The organism is Kitasatospora sp. NPDC114501 (assembly GCF_055633695.1).
In genome coordinates this window covers 300,290-321,264 of sequence record NZ_JBVKDS010000006.1, presented here as the reverse complement: position 1 = coordinate 321,264, position 20,975 = coordinate 300,290, and the positions used below count along the sequence as shown (strand labels likewise).

The window sequence follows — 20,975 nt, the reverse complement described above, 5'->3', positions numbered from 1 at the left end:
GTGGTCACGGGGCCCGGTGGTCACGGGGCCGGTGGGATCAGCCCTTCAGCAGCTTGTTGCACTGCTCGACGGCGGTGTCCAGCGCCTGCTTGGAGCTGGACTCGCCGCTGATGGCCAGCGCGAACTGCTGCTTGATGACGGTGGCCATCGCGTCGTCCACCTCGACGGGCTGGATCAGCTTGGCCTTGGCGAGCGAGGTGAAGGCGATCACCTTGGCGTCGCCCGCGTTGGTGCCGTCGCCCTTGCTGAAGAACGGGTCGTTCGCGGAGGCCTTGGTGGACGGGAAGACGCTGGTCAGGTGGGCGAACGCGGCCTGGTTCTCGGGGCTGGTCACCCAGCGGGCGAGGGCCACGGCGGCGGCCGGGTTCTTGGTGTTCTTCGGGATGGACAGGCCCTGGACGTACAGCGGCGGGGTGCCCATCGCGGTGGAGGGGACGACCTTCGGGGCGAGGGTCGGGTTGTCGGTGGCGAGACTGGTGATGAAGTTGCCGCCGCCGGTGGTCCAGGCCGCGGTGCCGGAGCTGAAGAGCTTGGAGTTGCCGGCGTAGGTGTCGGTCAGCACCCCGTTCGGCATCAGGCCCTCCTTGAAGGCGTCGCGGTACTTGTCGAGCAGCGCGGCGGCCTCCGGGGTGTTGAAGGTGAAGGTCCTGCCGTCGTCGGACATGATCTTCACGCCGATGTTGTAGAGGTCGCCGAGGCCCGGCTTGCGGCTCATCAGGTAGGTCTGGCCGCCGGACTTCTCCTTCATCACCCGGGCCTGGGCGATCAGCTCGTCCAGGCTGGCCGGGGGCTTCTGCGGGTCCAGTCCGTACTTCGTGAGGAGTTCCGAACTCCAGTAGTTCACATCGGTGTTGAGGTACCACGGGTAACCGAAGGTGCCCTGGTGGCCGTTGAACCGGTAGGCGTCCACGCCGCCGGAGACGTACTCCTCGGCGAGCTTCGGGTCGGCCTTGGCGACGTCCAGCAGGACGTCCTTCTTCGCCAGCGGGAAGGCGAAGTCCGGCGGGAGGTTGACCACGTCGGGCAGGGTGCCGGCGGCGGCCTGGCTGAGCACCTTGTCGGAGTACCCCTCGCCGGGCTGGTCGAGCCACTCGACCTCGACGCCGGGGTACTTCTTCTTGAAGCCGTCGATCACGCCCTGCATGTAGTCGGTGAACTTCGGCTTGAGCGCCCAGGTCTGGAGCGAGACCTTGCCCTTGACCTCGCCGGTGGCGGCCGCACTCGCCACCGCTTCGCTGTCCTTGGTGTCACCGGAACCGAGCCCGCAGCCGCTGAGCGCGGCGGTGGCGAGCGCGGTGGTGGTCAGTGCCGCCCAGATTCTTCGCATGAGGGTCTCCCGGTCCTGGGGGTGGGTGGGGGATCGTGCGCACTGCGGGGGTGGTACCTGCGGGTTCCGACACCAGGGGTCGTGCAACGGGGGGTTGTGCCGGATTCCGGAACCTGACTAACTAAACCGGTCTAGCTATGCCAGGGACTATGCTCCCGCCTAAACTTGGATGTCAAGAGAGGAGTCGGGTTCTGTGGGCAGACCGACGATCGCCGACATCGCCCGCCAGGCCGGTGTCTCCAAGGGTGCGGTGTCCTTCGCACTCAACGGCCGGCCGGGCGTGAGCGAGGCGACCAGGGCCCGGATCCTGCGGGTCGCCGAGGAGATGAACTGGCGCCCGCACAGCGCCGCGCGCGCCCTCGGCGGGGCCCGGGCCGACGCCGTCGGCCTGGTGATCGCCCGGCCGGCCCGCACCATCGGCGTCGAGCCGTTCTTCAGCCAACTGCTGTCAGGGCTCCAGGCGGTGCTCTCGGCCAGCTCGATCGCGCTGCACCTGATGGTGGTCGAGGACACCGCCGCCGAGATCCAGGTCTACCGGGGCTGGGCCTCCGAGCACCGGGTGGACGGCTTCATCGTGGTCGACCTCCAGGTCAGGGACCCGCGACTGCCGGTGCTGGACGAACTCGGGCTGCCCGCGGTGGTGCTGGGCGGGCCCGGCAAGGGCGGCAACCAGCTGCGGATCTGGGCCGACGACCGGGAGGCGATGCTCTCGATCGTCGACTACCTGGCCGCCGTCGGGCACCGCCGGATCGCCCACCTCGCCGGGCTGCCGCACTTCCAGCACACCCAGCGGCGGATCCGCGCGCTGCGCGACGCCTCGCGCCGGCTGGGGCTGGAGGAGGCGGTGTCGGTGCCCACCGACTTCAGCGACGCGGAGGGCGCGGCCGCCACCCGGACGCTGCTCTCCCGGGCCCGGCGGCCCACCGCGATCGTCTACGACAGCGACGTGATGGCCGTCGCCGGGCTAGGCGTGGCCGGGGAGATGGGCGTCGCGGTGCCCGGCGAACTGTCCATCGTCTCCTTCGACGACTCGGTGCTCGCCCGGATCGTCCACCCGCCGCTGACCGCGCTCAGCCGGGACACCTTCGCGCTCGGCGAGCAGGTCGCGCGCAGCCTGCTGGCGGCGCTGGACGAGCCGGGGCAGGGGCGCGACCTCCAGATGCCCACGCCGCGGCTGACCGTGCGGGAGTCCACCTCGCCGCCCGGGGCGGTCGGCCCGGCCGCTTCCCCCGCCGGGGTGGTTGCTGCGCACATCGTTGACAGCGGTTCTGAACCGGTTTAGCCTCGCAGCGCCGAGCGGGACCCGCTCGGCGCGCTCCGCCGCACTCCGCCCGGCGCCCGCTGCCCGATCCCGCTCCTCGTTCCGCCCTCGCCCCCCAGCGCGCCGCGGAAGTCCGATGACCCGGCCGGGCTTCCGGCCGGGGGCGGCAGCGGTACGACCTCGCTCGATCCAGCACCGGACCCCACTCGATCCAGCACTGGCACGCCCGCATGCAGCCGGCCCCCGTCCGCGACGGCGGGCCCGCCCCCACCCTCCTCCGCTCGATCGGAGCCACCGCATGTCACGACGCCTCCCCCTGCTGCTCAGCGCCGTCCTCGCGACGGCCGCGCTGACCACCGCCCCCGCGGCCTGGGCCGACCCGGTACCGGCCGCGGCACCCGCCGCCACCGCCGCGGGTTCGGGCAGCCAGCCCTTCGCCTCGTACTGGTACCCCAACAGCATCCTGAACTGGGACCCGGCGACCGACCCGGACGCCCGCTTCAACCGCTCCCGGGTCCCGCTCCAGCCGCGCACGAGCGATCCGGCACTGCGGGCCAACCCCAACGCCCGTACCGGCGAAGGGAAGATCGCCTCACTGGTCTCCTTCGGCCCCACCTCCAACAACCCCTCGCAGGGCTCCGCCGACCCGAACTACTACGCCTTCGGCTACTGGCAGTACGTCGACAAGCTGGTCTTCTGGGGCGGCTCGGCCGGCGAGGGCCTGATCCTCGCCCCCAACCCGACCGTGATCGACGCCGCCCACCGCAACGGCGTCAAGGTGTACGGCACGGTCTTCTTCCCGCCCGGCGCGTACGGCGGCCAGCTCCAGTGGGTGCGCGACTTCGTCCAGAAGTCCGGCAGCCGCTACCCCGTCGCCGACAAGCTCGTCCAGGCCGCGCAGTACTACGGCTTCGACGGCTGGTTCATCAACCAGGAGACCGGCGGCGGCGATTCGGCCCTGGCGTCCGAAGTGCGCAACCTGATGCAGTACACCAAGGCGCAGAGCGGCACCGAGTTCATGTGGTACGACGCGATGACCACCTCCGGCTCGGTCAACTGGCAGAACGCCCTCACCTCGGCCAACTCGCCCTTCCTTCAAGAGGGTTCGAAGCGCACCTCGGACTCGATGTTCCTGAACTTCAACTGGTCGGCGAGCGGCCTCGACTCCTCCCGGACCCTGGCCCGGCAGCTCGGCCGCAGCGAGTACGAGCTCTACACCGGCATCGACACCGAGGCCGGCGGCTACAACACCGGCGTGGACTGGAACACCCTCTTCCCGTCCGGGCGGCCGCACACCACCTCGCTCGGCCTCTACCGCCCGGAGTGGACCTGGAAGTCCGCCGCCGACCGCGCCGACTTCTACGCCAAGGACGCCCGCTACTGGGTCGGCGCCGCCAACGACCCGTCCAGGATCGACCTCTCGGCGAGCTGGCCGGGCCTGGCCGGCTACGTCGCCGAGTCCTCGCCGATCACCGCCAAGCCCTTCGTCACCAACTTCGACACCGGGCAGGGCGACTTCTACAACGCGGCCGGCACCCGGGTCGCCACCGGAGGCTGGAACAACCTCTCGCTCCAGGACGTCCCGCCCACCTACCGCTGGGTGGTCGAGTCGAGCGGTAGCAGACTCACCCCGTCCGTCGACTTCACCGACGCCTACCAGGGCGGCTCCTCGCTGCGGCTGAGCGGAAAACTGGACGCCGCCAACACCGTCCGGCTGTACCAGACCAAGCTGGCGGTCGCCGCGAACACCAAGCTGGACCTGGTGGTCAAGACGCCGGCCGCCGGGCCGACCAGGCTGAAGGCCGCCGTCTCCTTCACCGACGCGCCGGGCAGCTTCACCACGATCGACGTCGGCTCCAACTCCGGCACCGGCTGGGAGCGGCACACCCTCGACCTTTCCCCGTACGCGGGCCGCACCGTCGCCCAGCTGGCCCTGCGGGTCGAGGGCAGTGACCCGGCGTACGACCTGCGGGTCGGCCAAGTCGCCCTCTACGACGGCTCGGTGGAGAAACCGGCGGCACCGTCCGGCCTCACCGTGCTCGGCGCGAGCGACGTGACGCCCGGCTCCAGCCAGTCCCTGCGGCTGTCCTGGACGGCAGCGGCCGGCGGCAACGTGCACCACTACGAGGTGTACCGGCGCAACGCGGACGGCAGCCGCAGCTTCCTCGGCGCCACGCCCAACGACGCCTACTTCGTCGGACGGCTCGACCGGGCCGGGAGCGAGAGCGCCACCACGTTGGACGTCGAGGCGGTGTCCACCACCTACGGGCGCTCCGCCGCCGCCTCCACCACGGTGAGTTGGAGCGGCTCCCCGTCGACCTCCACCAACCTGGCGCTCAACCGCCCGGCCACCGCCTCCGGCCAGTGCAACGCCGACGAGGGCCCGGCCAAGGCCGTCAACGGCAGTGTCAGCGGCGGGAACGGCGACAAGTGGTGTGCCCTGACCGCCTCCAAGTCGCTGGAGGTGGACCTCGGTTCGGCGAAGCAGCTGTCCAGGTTCGTGGTCAAGCACGCCGCGGCGGGCGGCGAGAGCGCCTCGTACAACACCCGCGACTTCGCCATCCAGGTCCGGTCGGGCGTGAACGACCCCTGGACGACGGTCGCCGACGTCACCGGTAACACGGCCGGCACGACGAGCCATCCGGTGAACACCACCGCCCGCTACGTCCGGCTGGTGGTCACCACGCCCACCCAGACCGCCGACCCGGCTGCCCGCATCTACGAGTTCGAGGCCTGGGGCGCGTAGCCCCGTTCCCCCGTTGGAGAGGAAGCCCCCCGTGCCGGTCACCATCACCGCCGTCGAGAGCACCGACCTGTTCGTCGGCCCCGAGCACGCCCCGCGCCAAGTGCTGCGGGTGCGGCTGGAGGGCCCGGCCGCCCGGATCACCGTCAGCGGCCCGGGCGTCCGCGGCGAGGCGACCGGCACGGGGCTGGTCGAGGTCCCGCTGGAGATCAGCGGGGCCTCGCCCGGCGACCGACTGCCCGTGGTGGTCGGTGCCGAAGACGCGTCCACCGAAGGGGCCTCCGCCGAAGGGCCGGGCGAAGCCGCCTCGGCCGAGGGCCTGGTGGACGTCGCCGAGCCCGGCTGGACGATGTTCCTGGTCTCGCACTTCCACTACGACCCGGTCTGGTGGAACACCCAGGCCGCCTACACCTCCCCGTGGGAACTGCTCTCCGCCGATGCCACCACCCGGCCGCTGTGGGAGCGCAACGGCTTCGCCCTCGTCGACGCCCACCTGGACCTCGCCCTGCGGGACCCGGTGTACAAGTTCGTGCTCGCCGAAGTCGACTACCTGAAGCCCTACTTCGACCAGCATCCGGAGCGCCGCGAGACGCTGCGGCAGCTGCTGGAACGCGGCCAGGTCGAACTCGTCGGCGGCACCTACAACGAGCCCAACACCAACCTCACCGGCGCCGAGACCACCATCCGCAACATCGTCCACGGCATCGGCTACCAGCGCGACATCCTCGGCGGCGACCCGCGGACCGCGTGGCAGCTCGACGTGTTCGGGCACGACCCGCAGTTCCCCGGCCACCTCGCCGCAGCGGGCCTGACCGGCAGCGCCTGGGCGCGCGGCCCCTTCCACCAGTGGGGCCCGATCCAGAAGAACTTCCGCGAGGCCAAGGACGACGCCCGGGTGATGCAGTTCCCGAGCGAGTTCGAGTGGATCGCCCCCGGCGGCGAGGGCGTGCTCACCCACTACATGCCGCACCACTACTCGGCCGGCTGGTGGATGGACTCCTCCGCCGACCTCGCCACCGCCGAACAGGCCGTCTACGAGCTGTACCGCAAGCTCAAGCCGGTGGGCGCGACGAAGAACCTGCTGCTGCCGGTCGGGACGGACTACACCCCGCCGAACAAGTGGGTCACCGAGATCCACCGCTCCTGGGCCGCCAAGTACCTCTGGCCCCGGTTCGTCTGCGCCACCCCGCGCGACTTCCTCGACGCCGTGCGCGCCGAACTCGCCGCCACCGGACGCCGCCCCAGCCCGCAGACCCGCGACATGAACCCGGTGTACACCGGCAAGGACGTCTCGTACATCGACACCAAGCAGGCCCAACGGGCCGGCGAGGTCGCGGCCGTGGACGCCGAGAAGCTCGCCACGCTCGCCGCCGTCCACGGCCTCGGCCGCTACCCGGCCGCCGCCCTGGACAAGGTCTGGCGCCAACTCGCCTACGGCGCGCACCACGACGCGATCACCGGCTCGGAGTCCGACCAGGTCTACCTGGACCTGCTCGGCGGCTGGCGGGAGGCGTACGACCTGGCCTCCGGTGTCCGGGACGCCGCGCTGGACGCTCTGGCGGCGCGGATCTCCACGGCGGGGCCGGGCCGGGCGATCGTGGTGACCAACCCGCTCTCCTTCGACCGGACCGACCTCGTCACCGTCGAACTCCCGGCCGGTGCACGGTCGGTGAGGGTCCTGGACGACCGGGGCGAGGCGGTGCCGAGCGCCGTCGACCGGGGGACACTGCGCTTCCTGGCCGCCGACGTGCCCGCGCTCGGCTGGCGCACCTGGCGGCTGGTGGAGCGCGCCGCAGGCCCGGTGGAGGGCCCCACGAAGCCGGTGGAGGGCACCACGAAGCCGGTGGAGGGCGCCGCGGAGCAGCCGTGGACGGCCGCCGAGGGCTTCGTGATCGAGGGCGACCGGTACCGCGTCACCGCCGACCCGGCCCGCGGCGGCGGCCTGTGCTCGGTGTGGGACCTGCGGCACGACCGGGAGTTGATCCAGGACGGCCGGATCGGCAACGAGCTGCGGGTGTGCGAGGAGTACCCGCAGCACCCCGACTTCGGCGAGGGCCCCTGGCACCTGGTGCCCAGCGGCCCGGTGGTCGGCTCCGGGGACGGCGCCGCGTCGGTCCGCCGGGAGACCGGGCCGCTCGGCGAGCGCCTGGTGATCGAGGGTACGGTCGACGCGGTCCGGTACGAGCAGACCGTCACGCTCTGGCGCGGCCTCGACCGGGTCGACTGCCGCACCCGGGTGGTGGACTACTCCGGCGCCGACCGGCTGCTGCGACTGCGCTTCCCGGTGGACGTCCCCGGCGGCCTGCCGGTCAGCGAGGTCGCGGGCGCGGTCGTCGGACGCGGCTTCGCGATGCCGGACGTGGACTCGGCGGAGGCGCCGTGGACCCTGGACAACCCCGCCAACACCTGGTTCGGACTCGGCGCCACCGCGCGGATCGAGCTGACCGACGCCGCCGGGACGGCCGTCGGTTCCCGCGCCCTCGGCGTGGCGGAGGTCGTCGTCCCCGCGCTGGACGACGCCGCCGACGCCCGCCCACTGGTCGTCGCGCTCGCCCGGGTCGGCGTCACGGCCACCACCTCTGGCGCGGACTGGGCGCGGTACGGCTGGCTGGACGTGGACTCCAACCTGCCGGACTTCCGGATCGTCGTCGGCGGGCCGGAAGTCAACGAGGTGGCACGGGAGTTGCTTTCGGCGGCGGGGGAGGGGTACGAGGCCGCCCTGAAGGCGCACGGCGCGGTGTGGGTGCCGGCGCTGACCCCGCTCGCCGAGGTCTGGCGGCCGGACGCCGACCTGCGCGACCTGCGGGCACTGCCGGCACTCGTCGTCTCCGATGTGGCGGCGCTGGTCGACGACCTGGCCGACGCCCGGATCACCGCGGTCTGCCCGGCGGCGGTCCCCGACCAACTCGCCGACCGGACCGTGGCGTTGCTCAGCTTCGGCCTGCCCGGCTTCGCCGTCGACACCACCGGAGCCCTGCACCTGTCGCTGATGCGCTCCTGCACCGGCTGGCCCTCGGGCGTCTGGATCGACCCGCCCCGGCGCACCCTTCCCGACGGCGCGTCCTTCCAACTCCAGCACTGGACACACGAGTTCAGCTACGCGCTGGTCGGCGGGGACGGCGACTGGCGGAGCCAGACCCTGCCCGCCCAGGGGCAGGAGTTCAACCACCCGCTGTACGCCCGGATCGCCCCGGCCCAGGAGGGGCCGCTGCCGGCCACGCTGTCGTGGCTGCGGGTCGAGCCGCAGCGCGAGGTGCTGCTCGGCGCGCTCAAGCCGGCCGGGAACCCGATCGCCCGCGGGTCGGCGGCGCCGGCCGGCCCGGATCTGACCGTCCGCCTGGTCGAGTCGACCGGCCTCGGCCGAACGGCGCGGCTCAGCGGCGCGCTCGGGCTGGGCTCGTTCCAGGCCGCCGACCTGCTGGAACGGCCGCTTCCCGGCGATGACTCCGGGCTCGACCTCGCCGGCTCGCAGATCGCCACCCTGCTCGCCACTCCGGCCCTGTCGGCCGAGGAAGGCGGCCCGGTGCTGGGCCCGGTCGCCGAACCCGCCCAACCCGTCCACGCCCGCTACTGGCTGCACAACCGGGGCCCGGCACCGCTCGGCTACCTGCCGGTGTCCGTCGGCGCCTCGCCCGGGCTGCTGCGGACGACGGGGGAGCCGGTGACGCTCTCGGTCGCCCTCTCCTCCCAGCTGCGGGACGCGGCGGTCGAGGGCACGGCCGTGGTGCTGCCGCCCGAGGGCTGGACGACCAGCCTCGGCAGCCGCCCGTACCGGCTGGAGGCGGACGGGCACCTGCGCTTCCCGGTGACCCTCACCCCGCCGGTTGACACCGAACCCGGCCTCCACTTCGCCGCCGTCCGGATCGAGCACGACGGCCAACTGGTCGAGGACGTGGTGACCATCGCCGTCGGTGACCTGCCCGACCTGCTGCCCGTCCCCGGCGACACCCCCGAGGACTGGACGATCGCCCAGGGCACCAAGGCCACCACCGGCCGCGACACCGGCCTGTCCGTCGAGGTCGCGGACCAGACCCTGCGGCTCGCCCCCGGCGGCCGGTCCACCCTCAGCCTGAGCCTGACCAACCGCACGCGCGGTGAGATCCGGGGCGAGCTGCAACTGGTCTCCCCGTGGGGCACCTGGGAGGCCATCGCCGAGCCGGTCCGCGGCTTCACCGCCCCGGCCGGCTCCTCCACGCTGGTCGAATTCGCCATCGCCGCTCCCGAGTCCACCGACCCGGGCTCGTACTGGGCGCTGGCAAAGGTGATGTGGTTCGGCCGCTGCCAGTACGCCCCGACCGTCGCCCTGGTGGTGGAGGCATGACCCTCGGCCTGCTCGACGGACGCCCGCTCCCACGTACGGCCCTCGACCGCCGCCTCGCCGCCCTGCGGAACGGCCCGCGCGCCACGGCGCTGCCGCAGCCCGGCAGTTCGGAGGACCGCCAGCTGACCCGGTGGGTCGCCCAGGTGCTGCTGACCGAGGCCCTCTGCGAAGCGGTGGCCGCCGAACGCAACCTGCCCGTGGCCTCCGAGGGCCCCGCCCACCTCGACCAACAAGCCGCCGTCGAACTCGGCTCCATCACGGCGGCCGCCTACGAGGGCAACGCCGCCGTCCGCGCCGTCTACACCTCCGTGACGGCCGGCATCGAGCCCTCACCCGCCGACGTCGCCCACTACCGCACCATGACCACCCGCCCGACCACGGAACACTGGCACCTCGCCCTCCCCGACGGCGAATTCGACGCCGACCCCGACACCCTCCCCAAGGCCCTCGCCGAAGCCCTCCGCACAGCGCCGGAGGGCGAGTGGGTCACCGCCGGCCCCTGGCAGGCCGCCCTCCTCGCCACCCGCACCACCCCGCACGGCGACGACCCCACCCCCGCCCTACGCGACGCCGCCCGCCGAGCCGCCTTCGTCCGCTGGCTCGACCACGCCCGCGCCCACCGCCTCACCCTGGTCGAGGGCCTGGAACACCCGGGCGACCCCGCCCAACCCGACAACCACCACCGCCACTGAGCCGGCCCCTCCGGGCGGGCCCTTCGCCACGTGGAGCGAAGGGCCCGCCGGGGTAGGTGGTGTCATGGAGTCAGACGGATCCCGTGGTGAGGCAGCGGAGGGTGGGTCTGGGCGAACAGGGCGGTGGAGTAGGCACCGGTCTGCAGCAGACCGGGGATCAGGGACCCTGGAGGGGATGAGCCCCGGGCCCGCCGCCCTCGGTGTGGTCGTGCCCCACCGGCGGAGCCAGGACAAGACCGGGAATGCACCCGGCTGATCGTGCCCACGGGCGGGCCGGGCCGAGTCGTCCGACTCGGCCCGGCGGTCCGGCATCCGATCGCGCCCCGCCGCGCTCGGCACGAGCGCGGCGGGGCCGAAGGGGTCGGGCTCCGTATGTCAGATCGGGAGGTCCCAGCCGGGGCCGTCCTCGGTGCCGAGCCAGACCCGTTGGCCGGTGGGCGAGACCGTGATGCCGAATCCCTCCTGGTGGGGTTCGCCGGCGGCCTGCCAGTGGTGCACCGCCTGCTCGACCCGGTCCCACAGGCGGACGGGACCGCGCTGGACGACGGTCCAGCCGCCGTCGGGGCCGGGGGCGGTCCGGGCCTGGGAGCCGGTGGACACGTCCCAGAGGATCTGTTCCGCGCCCGCCCCCAGGCGTTCGGCCGAGGGCGCCGAGAGCTGGGCGACCCAACCGCCGGTCCAGTCGTCGAGCCTCGCGGGGTCGATCCGGCTCGGGCGCTCATCCCCGGGGAGGAGCGCCAGCGTCGGGCGGGGCGGCCGGTCGTGGGGGCGGGCGATCATGAAGCTGGTGCAGCCGGGCAGGAAGCGGCCCGTGGCCTCTCCCGGCCCGGTCACGTCCAGCAGCGCGAGGGCGTTGGCGTAACTCCATCCGGACAGGGTGACCAGGATCCTCCCACCCGGCTCCACCTGGTGCAGCCACGGCAGCGGGACGTACCGGACCGAGCAGGTGGCGATCAGCCGGTCGTACGGCGGGCCGCCCGGGTCACCGCGCAGCCCGTCGCCGATGATCAGCCGAGGCGCGAAGCCGGCCGCTTCGAGTGCCGCCGCGGCAGCCGTGCCCACCGCGGGGTCGTACTCGATGCTGGTGAGGTTGCCGTCCCCGAGGCGGTGCGCGCCGAGGGCGGTCGAGTAGCCGGTCCCGGTGCCGATCTCCAGCACCCGGTGCCCGGGCTCGGCGCCGAGCTGGTGCCACATGCGCAGCACCAGCGAGGGCAGCGTGGACGACGAGGAGGGGGACCCGTGCACGGTCCCCTCGGTCACGTCGTCGGGCCTGGTGCGGCCGTCGAGTTGAGTGATCAGCGTTCGGTCGGAGTAGACACCCTCCAGCCATCCGGGTTCGCCCTCGCGGACGGGCCGGTAGCCGGTGGGGACGCTGCCCGCCACCGGCCGGAACCAGGAACCGGTGAACAGTTCCCGGGGCACCGCCCTGACGGCGCTGATCCATTCGGGATCCGTGAGGGTGCCGTCCTCGGTGAGCCTGTCCGCCAGGGCGGCGCGAAGCCGGGTTGCCGTGTTCACGTGTCGGGGCCTTTCTCCAACTGGTCGGCGATGGCATGGGCGATCGCCGTCGTGGTCTCCGGCGGCTGCCACGCCCACTGGCCGTTCGGATTGCACTCGAGGAAGTACCAGTCGCCGGCGGTGGTGACGGCGAAGTCGAACGCGCCGTACGTCAAACCGAGTTCGGCCAGGTAGGCGGCGATCGGACGGGTGACCGACCCGGGTGCCTCGATCGGTCTGCACGTCATCAGCTCCTGGCGGTAGCGCCAGTCGAGATCGGGGCTGTCGATCCGGACCGCGAACAGTCGGCCGCCGACGGCGGTCACCCGTACGTCGAACGCCTTGTCGACCTTGGCCTGGAACAGGTGCGGGCAGACCGACACGGCGTCGGCGATCTCGGTCCCGAGAACCTCCCGGACCCACACGCTGTGCGGCCGGCCCGCCACTCGGTAGGGCGTGTTCCACACCGGCTTGTAGACCACCCCTGCGGGCTGACAGGTGGCGAACGCCCGCGCCTCGTCCGGGTCGTTGGTGATCACCGTGCTGGGCACCAGGAACCCGCAACGCTGCGCGGTCGAGAGCTGGCCGGGCTTGAACTCCGCGGCCCGGTTGTGCCACGGATGATTGAGGTAGCGCGCGCCCGGCAGTGACGTGAGGATGCCCCCGGCGCCCCACAGCGCCTGTTCTGCGGCGAACCGGCGGTCCTGGGCGCTCAACCCCTGCGGCCCCTCGTAGGGCGAGGGCCTGCGCACCCAGACGGACCGGATCCGAGTGGTGTCGATCTCCCGGCTTGCGGTCCGCAGGGTGCCCCGCTGCTCGCCCGTGCGGTACGCGGCGGTCAGCGAGGCGCCCGCGTGCAGGTCGGTGCCGGGGTCGAGGCGGACCACGGGTACCCGGCGGTCGGCGAGAAGCCGCAACACCACGTCCGCCGTCACGTCGTAGGCGTTGGTCAGCACCAGGACCGAGCTGCTGTCACCCATCAGCCGGAACTCTGGTCCTGGTCGTAGGACTCGGTGGTGTCCGCGTCGGTCGCGCCGCCCGGTCCGGCCCCGTCGCCCGGGGTGGTCGTCGTCGGTGTGAGGCCGCTCGTGCTGGTGCCGTGGCTGCCCAGCTCGACCGTTCGGCCGTGGTCGTCCACGATGACCGCGATCTGCGTCTCGGGGTCGATCACGGGCGTGTACGTCGGGATCGTGGTGGTGGCCGCGTACGGGGCCATCCGTCGCGTGCCCCACGGGGCGGGCGACTGCGTCATGTGTTCTGCCCCTCCGTTCCGTCCTGCGAAGGAAGTCCTGCGGTGTACCGCGAGTACACCGCAACTCGCCCTCGCCGACCAGGCACTGCCCGTTGTCCCGGGGTTGTCCCGCCCGTGTCGGCGGTATGCTCGCGGCCACTGCCGATGATGGGATTGGCTCGTGGACGACCTGATCCGGCACCCCCTCGCCCATGCGCGTGAACTGCGCGGCTGGTCTCAGGGAGAGCTCGCCGCCCGCCTCGACAGGGCCGCTCGTGGCCAGGGGCTGCGCTCCGGTGCCGACAAGACCGCCGTGAGCCGGTGGGAGAACGGGCACAAGACCCCGAACGCCGACTCCCAGCTCCTCCTCGCCGAGGTCTTCGGCGTCACGGTCTCGGAGATGGCCGCGTACGGCTGGCCCCACTGGCTGCCCGGCCGTGACGAGCCGCCGTCGTTGGGCGTCGGCCACACCGTCCAAGCACTCCACGACGCACAGAGAGCTCTCATGGACCGTCGCACCTTCATGACGTACAGCGCCGTTTCCCTGGCGGGGCTGGCCGCCCAGTGGGCGGTGATCGAGCCCGAGCGTCTGAGTTCCGCGCTGGGCGGCCGGCGGGTGGACGACGGGCTCGTGGACTGGCTGGTGGCGACCAGTAGGGAGTTGACGGCTCTGCCGACCGAACAGCGCCAGCACACCGCCCGGTTGCTGGACGCCCAGCTGGCCACGGTGACCGACCTGATCGCCGACGGCCGCTACGGCGAGGCCACCGGGCGACGCCTGCACCTGCTGGCGGCCTCGCTGGCCACCACCTGCGGCTGGTACCGCTTCGACCAGGGGCGGCACTGGGCGGCCGGCAAGCTGTGGGGAGCCGCCCTGCAGTCCGCCCACGCCGCGGGTGACCGCGACCACGGTGCCGGGGTGCTCTCGGACTTCGCCTACCAGTCGAACTGGCTCGGCCAACCGAAGGTCTCCGTCGACCAGCTCGGGTACGCCCTGTCCGGGACGCGGCACCCGACCGCCAGGTCGCTGCTGCTCCTGCGCCGCGCCAGGGCGTACGCCGCGCTGGCCGAGCGTACGGCCTGCTACCGGGACCTGTCGGAGGCCGAGACCGCGCTCGGGACGGATTCGGCGGACCCGGCCCCGGACTGGTGTGCGTGGATGGGCCCGGCCGACCTCGCCGTCGACTCCGGGCAGTGCCTGCTCGACCTCGGCCGTACCGGGGAAGCGCACGTGCGGATTGCCGAGGGCATGGCGCTGCTGCCCCGTGCCCGCGACAAGACGCGCGGGATCTTCCTGACGTACCAGGCCGGCGGCTACCTGCAGTCCAAGGACGTCGAGCGGGCGCTCGCCGTCACCCGGGAGTCGCTGGACCTGGCCACGCGCATCGGGGCCCCACGGTGCGTCGCCCTGGTGCGGGGCCTGGCGCCCGGTTTCAAGCCGTACCGCGAACTGGACGGCGTCCAGGAGCTCTTGACACGACTCAAGGCCAGTTGACGGTGGAAGGTGCCCGCCCCGGAACGTCACCCCCGGGCACGCCGGCCCGACAGCCGGCGGAACCAGCGGCGGCGCAGGCCACTGCGGGGCGGCGGTGGGAGTTCGGCCTCCATGGGGGCGGCGAAGGTGCGCAGCGGAGGGCCGGCCGAGCCCGGTGGTGCCGGGGGCGGCGGTGGCAGGGCAGCCGGCAGGTGGGCCGACGGGGTGTTCGGTGGGAGGGTCGGCGGTGCGGCCGGTGGCCGGGGCGGGGGCCCGTCGGCGCGGAGGTCGGCGGGCGCCGGGTCCGGCGGTGGTGGGGCCGAGGACACCTGCGACGACCACGCGGGCGGCCGGAGCTGAACGGTCGGCCCGCCCGGAGCGGGCCGCTGGACGGTGTCGGCCGTGGCCGGGCCCGGCGGTAGCGCGTGCGCCTGGGGGGCGGTGGTGGCCCGGGGCTGGTACGGGCGGTCGAGGTCGAGGACGAGCTGGGCGCGCCGCAGGGTGGCGCGGGAGACGGCGTCGGGCAGCCAGTCCCCGCGGGAGAGTCGCCGCTGTGCGGTGGCGATCTGGTGGCCGGAGAGCGCGGAGAGCAGGCTGTCGACGGTCGGCCGGTGCGCGGGGTCCTTGCTCAGGCAGGCGCGGACCCAGCCGTCGAGGTCGGCGGGGAGCGAGGAGAGCCGGGGCTCGTCGTGCAGCACGGTGTAGATCAGGCTGACGACGTTCTCCCCGCCGAAGGGCGGCGCCCCGGTCGCCGCGAAGCTCATCACCGCGCCGAGGGCGAAGACGTCGGCCTCGGCGCTCACGGGCCGGGCGGTGATCTGTTCCGGGGCCAGGTAGCCCGGGGTTCCGATGATCACTCCGGTGGACGTCTGCCGGGTCGAGCCGGCCAGCAGCGAGATGCCGAAGTCGATGAGCCGCGGGCCCTGGCCGGTGAGCAGGACGTTCGACGGTTTGAGGTCGCGGTGCACCACACCGGCCGCGTGGACGGAGTCCAGGGCGCTCAGGAGCCCGTACCACAGCGCGTACAGCGAGTCGGTCGGGAGCGGGCCGAAGGCGTCGACGCTCTGCTGGAGGGAGAGCCCCGGGATGAACGCGGTGGCCATCCACGCGCCGTTCTCGTCGGCCTCCGCGTCCAGGAGCGGGGCCGTGAAGTCCTCGGGGATCCGCGAGACCACGGAGATCTCGCGCCGGAAGCGTTCCTGGAGGTCCGGCTCGCTCAGCAGTTCCGGGCGCAGGACCTTGACGGCCGCGGCCCGGCCCATGGCCGAGCGCGCGAGGTACACGATGCCCATGCCGCCGGCGCCGAGACGGCCCAGCAGCCGGTAGGCGCCGATCTCCCGGCGGTCGGTGGACGAGAGCGGTGCCAGCCCGTCGGGCACGCCGGTCCGGTCGTCGGGTTCAGCCATCGCTCCACGTCCCCAGACCCCGCCGGTCGGTGGCCGGGTGGCCGCGGCCGAAGAGGATCTCCGACCTGAGCCGGCGGTCCGCCCGGCGGCGCCAGCGGGCCAGCAGGGCCTCGTTCGCGTGGACCTCGGGGTGGTCGGGGCCGAGGGCCCGGCGCAGGTCCGGCAGCACCTCGTGGAAGATCCGCAGCGCGGTGCGGACGTCGCCGTCGGCGCCGGTCCAGTGGGCGAGCCGGGCCCGGTTCACCAGCGTCACCTGGTCCTGCTCGCCGAGGATCCAGTCCAGGTCGTCGAGCAGCTGCCGGAAGAGGGCGATCGCCGTCCGCGGGTCGCCGGCCTCGCCGGTCCAGTGCGCGTGCTGGCTGCGGGCGAGGAGGGTCTCCCGGGCGTCCCGTCCGGCGACCCGGCTCAGGTCGGGCACCACGGCCGCGAACAGCCCGCGGGCCCCCTTGGGCGACCCGGACAGGCCGGTCCACTGGCCGAGCCTGGCCCGGCCGACCAGGGTGTACAGGTCGTCGGCGCCGAGCAGCCAGTACAGGTCGGGGACGAGCGAGTCGAGCAGGCGGACGGCATGCCGGGCCTGGCCGTCCCGTCCGGTCCACTGGGCCTGGTTGATGCGTCCGACCAGGGTGTCGCGGTCCTCCGGGCCGAGGACCCGGTGCAGGTCGGCCACCAGGAGGCCGGTGAGCTGCGCCGCGGTACCGGTGTTGCCGGTGACCCCGATCCAGTGGGCGTGCCGGCCCCGGCCGAGCAGCGTCTCGCGGTCGTCCGGGCCGAGGGCGCGGGTCAGGTCGGCGACCACCTCGCCGGTGAGGTACGCCGCCTCCGCCGGGCGGCCGGTCTCGCCGGTCCAGTGGGCGAGTTGGGCGCGGCCGACGAGGGTCACCCGGTTGTCGGCGCCGAGCACCCGGGTCAGCGCGCCCACCGCCGCCGTGGACAGGTCGAGCGCCTCGCGGACCTGGCCGGCAGCGCCCAGCCACTGGGCGTACTCGATCCGTCCGGCCAGGGTGTCCGGGTCGTCCGAGCCGAGGATCTGGGTCATCTCGTCGAGGACGCTGCCCAGCTCCGAGGCGGCGGACCGGGCGTGGCCGCCCTCGCCGAGGCGCCGCCCGGCCTCCACCCGGGACTGGAAGCGCTCCCGTTCCGTGACCGGCCCCTGGCTGCTCCCGGCCGGGACGCTCCCGCCCGGCCGGTCGGGGCGTCCGGCCCGCGGGCGGCTGAGGATCAGATTGGCGGCGGTGTCGGTGCCGCACTGCTCCGGCTCCGGCCACCCCCGGGAGCGCAGCGCGAGCCGCAGGTGGGGGAAGAGCGCGCCCAGCGACACCCCCTCCGGACCGGCCCCGTCGACCCCGTTGCGCAGCGCGCGCAGCAGTTCGCCGGTGAAGGCGGTGTGCCGCTTGCCCTCCTCGAAGTGGGAGGGCGAGTTGGGCGGCGACGAGACCAGGGTGTAGGCGCCGGCGATCTCCAGCTGTTCGGCCACCGGCGGGGTGCTCCCGGACAGTCCGCCCGCGACCGCCCGGCCGGAGAAGCAGCAGTCGAGGATGAGCACCCGGACGCGTGCCGGACTGGCCTGGAACGCCTCCCGGACGACGTCGAGCGGGCAGGCCGTCAGGGAGGGCATGCTCTGGTCGGTCTCGGTGAGCGCGAGGTAGAGCTCCCCCTTCTTGGAGCCGATCAGGCCGTGGCCGGAGTAGTAGACGAGGAGCACGTCCTCGGCGGCGGCCGCCGCCCTCAGCAGCGGCAGTCCGAGGTCCCTGGGCTGGCGCGGGTCCAGCACGGTGATGCTGCGCTCGGGGGCGAAGGCGCCCGGTTGTCCCTCGATCAGGACGTCGCGGAAGTCGAGCACGTTGTTCGCGACCGACGGCACGTCCGCGGGCCCGTCCTGGTGCGAGTAGTGGGCGGTGCCGATCAGCACCGCCCACGAGCGCGAGGCGTCGGGGAGCCGGAACACGGTCAGTCCGGGACGCGGTCGGTCCGCGGGTCGGTGTCGGTCGGGTCGGTGTCGGTGCGCGGGGCGTCGTGCAGGGCGGCCTTGAGCACCGTCTCCACGTCGGACCTGGCGACGTGCTCGGCGGTCACCTCGGTGCGGGTGCCGTCCGGTTTCACGGTCTTGAGCCGGATGGTGCTCGTGCGGGGCTGGCCCAGGTAGACCTTGAGCGAGGCGGCGAGGGTGGTGAGCGCCCCGCCCGCCCCCACCGCCACGACGAGGGTGTCGGACCAGGACCCGAGTTCGCCCGGGCCGGGCGTGGCCGCCGCGACGCGGACCCGGCCGCGCAGCGCCGGCTCGCCGGCCAGCCAGTCACGCAGGTCGAGGACGGCGTCGGGGCCGCCCGATTCCACCGCGAGCCAGGATTCCACCACAGCGATTCCCCCTTGGATCGAACCGGCGCGGGTTCTCCGCACCGGCTAAGACGGCGCTGCGGAGTGTTCTGTTCCCCGTGCGGCCGAAATGTTATGACTGACCGTCAGAAGATCGCCATCCGATAGGCCCGGTAGGGAGAACGGCCGTGAGCCGGCCGCCGAACTCCGGGCCGACGCTCGCGCAGGTGGCCGACCGTCCGGCCCACCCCGATGGTGCGGGACGTACCCCTTGGGTCGCCCGTGCCACTCCGGTGCCCCAGGGGCTTCACGCCAACGCACCTGATGCGAACCGCCGTTGACGGCGGTCGTTCGACTACGTCACGCTCGATGAACCGCCGAGGTCGGGGCCGTCGGCCGATCCACGAGCCGCGAGCGGCAGGCAGCAAGCCGCGTGCCGCCGCCCCACCCCCCCGGCCCGGATGTCCACCGTGCAACCGTGTGGAGGTACCGCCATGTCCAAGCGCCGTCTCGCCGTCCACGGAGCCGCCGTCGCCGCTCTGACCCTCGCCGCCCTGCTCGTCCCGCTCACCGGCGCCCACGCCGCCCCGCCCGCCGACTCGTGCACCCAGAACTGGAGCATCAGCTCCGGCCAGGGCTACGCGAACGGCAAGTGGTGCAACTACGACACCAAGGTCGTCGGCACGGTGCACGACACCAAGGCGGACGGCCGCTGTCCGTACGTGCGCGGCGGCCTCTCCAACGGCGGCTACGTCGACAGCGACTGGGCCGGCGGCAAGGGCAAGTCCCGCCCCATCACCCTCCACGCCCCCTCGGGAACCCGCTTCACCAGCCTCAGCATGCGCTCCATCGGCTGCTGACGCCGACCGCTGCGGCCGAACGACGAAAGGCGTCCCGCCGGACGGATCCGGCGGGACGCCTTCGTGTCGCTGAGTCAGGTGCGCCGTGTCACAGGCTCATGAGCTGCATGCGGCTGCACACGACGAAGCCCTCGTGAGTGCCGTCGGACAACAACAGGGTCCGGTAGAGTTCGCGGTCCTCCTCCGACAGGCCCACGAATTCGTCGATCTCGGGGACCGCACGGGCCTCGGAGATGTACAGATCCTTGAAGGTCCGGCGGAGCTTCATTCCCGTGACGCCTATGAACTCCAATTCCAGGACAGGCTGCCGGCTGTCCTCCCAGGTGCGCAGCACCAGGTGGCGGTGCGACACCGAGTAGGACCAGGGGCGGAACGCCCGACCGGTCCGCAGGGGCAGATCGTTCAGTCCTGCCAGGAACGTCGTTCCACCGCTCATGCGAAGGGCTCGTCTCTCGTCTCAGTCGAAGGGGCTTGTCGTCTCTTCACCGTTCAGATACCACTTCACACGATCCCGCACCTCCTTGGGCGCAGCCTTGATCTGTGCCGGCTCCCAGCCCGTAAAGGGCTTCACGTGAACCTCCATTCCCTCCTGTGCCTCGGCCCACTTCCGTGCCGTCTCCTTCCCGATGCCGTCGAGGTTGAAGAAGATATCGGTCTTCTTCCCCGGAGTGAGCGCGTCGCGGAAGGTCTGCTTCCAGTCTGTGCCGCTGGGGAAGGTCAGGTACGACTTCGCCTTGACCTCCTTGGCGAACAGGGACAGCAGCTCATCGCCCGTATCGGTCTCGGTGAGACCGAGGGCGAGACGTTTCGGGCAGTAGTTCGTCGCGTTGTGGACCAGGACCGGCAGGTTGTCCGCCAGCACGTAGGACGTGTGGAGGTCGTCGACGGTGAGGTTGTAGGCGGGTTGGAGGGTGTTCCAGTGCCGAACGTCCTCGACGTCGGCCGAATCCCGGCCGCAGCGGAGCCCAACGTCAAGTGACCTAGCAACAGAACGCCTATGAAGACCGGAAGTTGGATTCGAAGGCCCAGGCCTTAAAACGCCTCAGTCGGCCTATATTTCGGCAAATGTGTCGCACCGTCAGCTTGTGAGCGAATGCCTTCTATATCATGACAAGTTGTCCGTCTGACCTGCCGAAATGGGGGTTGGCGAGGCCTGGTTCGATCTGGTTCGATGGGGCGGTTTCCGCTCGTGGTCGAAGGGGTGGTCAGGCGGCCTCTCCGGAGCCTTTCCCAGCATTCATGACGCTTCATCACGTCATGTCGGTTCGCCTGCCGTCCGGGGTCTTCGTCCCATTCCGCGGATCTGTCGATCAGGGCAACACCAAGCGAACGAAGAGGACCAGGAATGTCAAAGCGCTTGTCCCGTTGGATCGTTGGCGGATCTGTAGCCGCGGCCGTCACGCTGGGTGTCACCGCGCTCGCCTCCGCCGACGGCACCCCGGCGGACAACTCGGCCGCGCCGCCCGCCGTCGAGGACTTCATGCACCCGGGTGCGGCCCCGTTCCCGAACGTGAAGCTGCTGCGCGGCGACGGCCACATCGTGCTGTCCGACTGCGCCGTCGACGACCAGATCAGCGTGCTGAGCTGGGACCTGCCCAACAGCAGCGGTAACAAGATCTGCTTCCGCGCCACCAGCAGCACCGGCTACCTCGCCGTCGAGGTGCCCAACGTCTTCCGGATCCGCACCGACGACTACGCCATCAACGCCAAGCTCACCAGCGACGGCGTCTCCCAGAGCGTCGACATCGCCAAGGGCACCGCCGTCCCCGTCGGGATCGGCAGCGGCTCCGGCAGCGGCAAGCCCGCCACCCTCCTCGAACTGCGCGTCACCGGCTGACCCCCACCGC

Annotated in this window: 16 protein-coding genes; 7 read left to right on the top strand and 9 right to left on the bottom strand. The window is 72.5% G+C overall.

All coding sequences use genetic code 11. The features are described from left to right. Positions 1–37: 37 nt before the first annotated feature. On the bottom strand, positions 38–1,327 hold the full coding sequence (locus ACZ7RU_RS14130; RefSeq protein WP_470341181.1) for an ABC transporter substrate-binding protein: 1,290 nt from the start codon (positions 1,325–1,327) through the stop codon (positions 38–40). A 193-nt stretch (positions 1,328–1,520) separates the two neighbouring features. On the opposite strand from ACZ7RU_RS14130, the gene ACZ7RU_RS14125 reads away from it, so the two are divergent. From ACZ7RU_RS14125 to ACZ7RU_RS14110, 4 genes are all read left to right on the top strand, one after another. Continuing rightward, a complete protein-coding gene (locus ACZ7RU_RS14125; RefSeq protein WP_470341180.1) occupies positions 1,521–2,609 on the top strand; it encodes a LacI family DNA-binding transcriptional regulator in 1,089 nt (362 codons plus the stop codon). A gap of 277 nt (positions 2,610–2,886) precedes the next feature. Further along, entirely contained in the window at positions 2,887–5,334 is a 2,448-nt protein-coding gene (locus ACZ7RU_RS14120; protein WP_470341179.1) for an endo-beta-N-acetylglucosaminidase, read from the top strand. A 31-nt stretch (positions 5,335–5,365) separates the two neighbouring features. Continuing rightward, entirely contained in the window at positions 5,366–9,652 is a 4,287-nt protein-coding gene (locus ACZ7RU_RS14115) for a glycoside hydrolase family 38 N-terminal domain-containing protein (RefSeq protein ID WP_470341178.1), read from the top strand. Continuing rightward, positions 9,649–10,344, top strand: a complete 696-nt coding sequence (locus ACZ7RU_RS14110; RefSeq protein ID WP_470341177.1) for a DUF7158 domain-containing protein — start codon at positions 9,649–9,651, stop codon at positions 10,342–10,344. The genes ACZ7RU_RS14115 and ACZ7RU_RS14110 overlap by 4 nt, the downstream gene beginning before the upstream one ends. A gap of 375 nt (positions 10,345–10,719) precedes the next feature. Here ACZ7RU_RS14110 and tgmC read toward each other — a convergent pair whose 3' ends face one another. The 3 genes from tgmC to tgmA are packed head-to-tail and all read right to left on the bottom strand — an operon-like array spanning position 10,720 to position 13,093. Further along, positions 10,720–11,862, bottom strand: coding sequence for an ATP-grasp peptide maturase system methyltransferase (gene tgmC / locus ACZ7RU_RS14105; RefSeq protein ID WP_470341176.1), 1,143 nt, complete (start codon positions 11,860–11,862; stop codon positions 10,720–10,722). Then, positions 11,859–12,821 (bottom strand): ATP-grasp ribosomal peptide maturase, encoded by a 963-nt coding sequence (gene tgmB, locus ACZ7RU_RS14100; RefSeq protein ID WP_470341175.1) that lies wholly within the window; start codon positions 12,819–12,821, stop codon positions 11,859–11,861. The genes tgmC and tgmB overlap by 4 nt, the downstream gene beginning before the upstream one ends. Next, positions 12,821–13,093, bottom strand: coding sequence for a putative ATP-grasp-modified RiPP (gene tgmA, locus ACZ7RU_RS14095; protein WP_470341174.1), 273 nt, complete (start codon positions 13,091–13,093; stop codon positions 12,821–12,823). Before tgmA ends, tgmB begins: the two co-directional genes overlap by 1 nt. Positions 13,094–13,253: 160 nt before the next feature. On the opposite strand from tgmA, the gene ACZ7RU_RS14090 reads away from it, so the two are divergent. After that, positions 13,254–14,567, top strand: coding sequence for an XRE family transcriptional regulator (locus ACZ7RU_RS14090; RefSeq protein WP_470341173.1), 1,314 nt, complete (start codon positions 13,254–13,256; stop codon positions 14,565–14,567). Positions 14,568–14,593: 26 nt separating this feature from the next. Here ACZ7RU_RS14090 and ACZ7RU_RS14085 read toward each other — a convergent pair whose 3' ends face one another. Genes ACZ7RU_RS14085 through ACZ7RU_RS14075 form a run of 3 tightly spaced genes read right to left on the bottom strand, consistent with a single transcriptional unit; the run spans position 14,594 to position 18,310 of the window. Further along, the gene (locus ACZ7RU_RS14085; RefSeq protein ID WP_470341172.1) at positions 14,594–15,952 is read right to left on the bottom strand and encodes a serine/threonine-protein kinase; all 1,359 of its coding nucleotides are present in this window, start codon (positions 15,950–15,952) and stop codon (positions 14,594–14,596) included. Continuing rightward, positions 15,945–17,900, bottom strand: coding sequence for a caspase, EACC1-associated type (locus tag ACZ7RU_RS14080; RefSeq protein ID WP_470341171.1), 1,956 nt, complete (start codon positions 17,898–17,900; stop codon positions 15,945–15,947). Before ACZ7RU_RS14080 ends, ACZ7RU_RS14085 begins: the two co-directional genes overlap by 8 nt. Positions 17,901–17,902: 2 nt before the next feature. Then, positions 17,903–18,310, bottom strand: coding sequence for an effector-associated constant component EACC1 (locus ACZ7RU_RS14075; protein ID WP_470341170.1), 408 nt, complete (start codon positions 18,308–18,310; stop codon positions 17,903–17,905). Positions 18,311–18,762: 452 nt separating this feature from the next. On the opposite strand from ACZ7RU_RS14075, the gene ACZ7RU_RS14070 reads away from it, so the two are divergent. Next, the gene (locus tag ACZ7RU_RS14070) at positions 18,763–19,128 is read left to right on the top strand and encodes a hypothetical protein (RefSeq protein WP_470341169.1); all 366 of its coding nucleotides are present in this window, start codon (positions 18,763–18,765) and stop codon (positions 19,126–19,128) included. Positions 19,129–19,216: 88 nt separating this feature from the next. On the opposite strand, the gene ACZ7RU_RS14065 is transcribed toward ACZ7RU_RS14070, so the two are convergent. Together ACZ7RU_RS14065 and ACZ7RU_RS14060 are read right to left on the bottom strand one after the other, a co-directional pair. After that, positions 19,217–19,564 carry a hypothetical protein gene (locus tag ACZ7RU_RS14065; protein WP_470341168.1) on the bottom strand — a complete coding sequence of 116 codons (348 nt, stop codon included), beginning with the start codon at positions 19,562–19,564 and terminating at the stop codon, positions 19,217–19,219. Positions 19,565–19,585: 21 nt separating this feature from the next. Then, a complete protein-coding gene (locus ACZ7RU_RS14060; protein ID WP_470341167.1) occupies positions 19,586–19,990 on the bottom strand; it encodes a hypothetical protein in 405 nt (134 codons plus the stop codon). Between the two features lie 483 nt (positions 19,991–20,473). On the opposite strand from ACZ7RU_RS14060, the gene ACZ7RU_RS14055 reads away from it, so the two are divergent. Then, the gene (locus ACZ7RU_RS14055) at positions 20,474–20,965 is read left to right on the top strand and encodes a hypothetical protein (RefSeq protein ID WP_470341166.1); all 492 of its coding nucleotides are present in this window, start codon (positions 20,474–20,476) and stop codon (positions 20,963–20,965) included. The last annotated feature ends 10 nt before the right edge of the window (positions 20,966–20,975 follow it).

Bases quoted from the DNA above. Each gene is read 5' to 3' on its own strand.
- ACZ7RU_RS14120 (WP_470341179.1), top strand. From the start codon at position 2,887: ATGTCACGACGCCTCCCCCTGCTGCTCAGCGCCGTCCTCGCGACGGCC.
- ACZ7RU_RS14065 (WP_470341168.1), bottom strand. From the start codon at position 19,564: ATGAGCGGTGGAACGACGTTCCTGGCAGGACTGAACGATCTGCCCCTG.
- ACZ7RU_RS14130 (WP_470341181.1), bottom strand. From the start codon at position 1,327: ATGCGAAGAATCTGGGCGGCACTGACCACCACCGCGCTCGCCACCGCC.
- ACZ7RU_RS14055 (WP_470341166.1), top strand. From the start codon at position 20,474: ATGTCAAAGCGCTTGTCCCGTTGGATCGTTGGCGGATCTGTAGCCGCG.
- ACZ7RU_RS14110 (WP_470341177.1), top strand. From the start codon at position 9,649: ATGACCCTCGGCCTGCTCGACGGACGCCCGCTCCCACGTACGGCCCTC.
- tgmB (WP_470341175.1), bottom strand. From the start codon at position 12,821: ATGGGTGACAGCAGCTCGGTCCTGGTGCTGACCAACGCCTACGACGTG.
- tgmA (WP_470341174.1), bottom strand. From the start codon at position 13,093: ATGACGCAGTCGCCCGCCCCGTGGGGCACGCGACGGATGGCCCCGTAC.
- ACZ7RU_RS14085 (WP_470341172.1), bottom strand. From the start codon at position 15,952: ATGGCTGAACCCGACGACCGGACCGGCGTGCCCGACGGGCTGGCACCG.
- ACZ7RU_RS14070 (WP_470341169.1), top strand. From the start codon at position 18,763: ATGTCCAAGCGCCGTCTCGCCGTCCACGGAGCCGCCGTCGCCGCTCTG.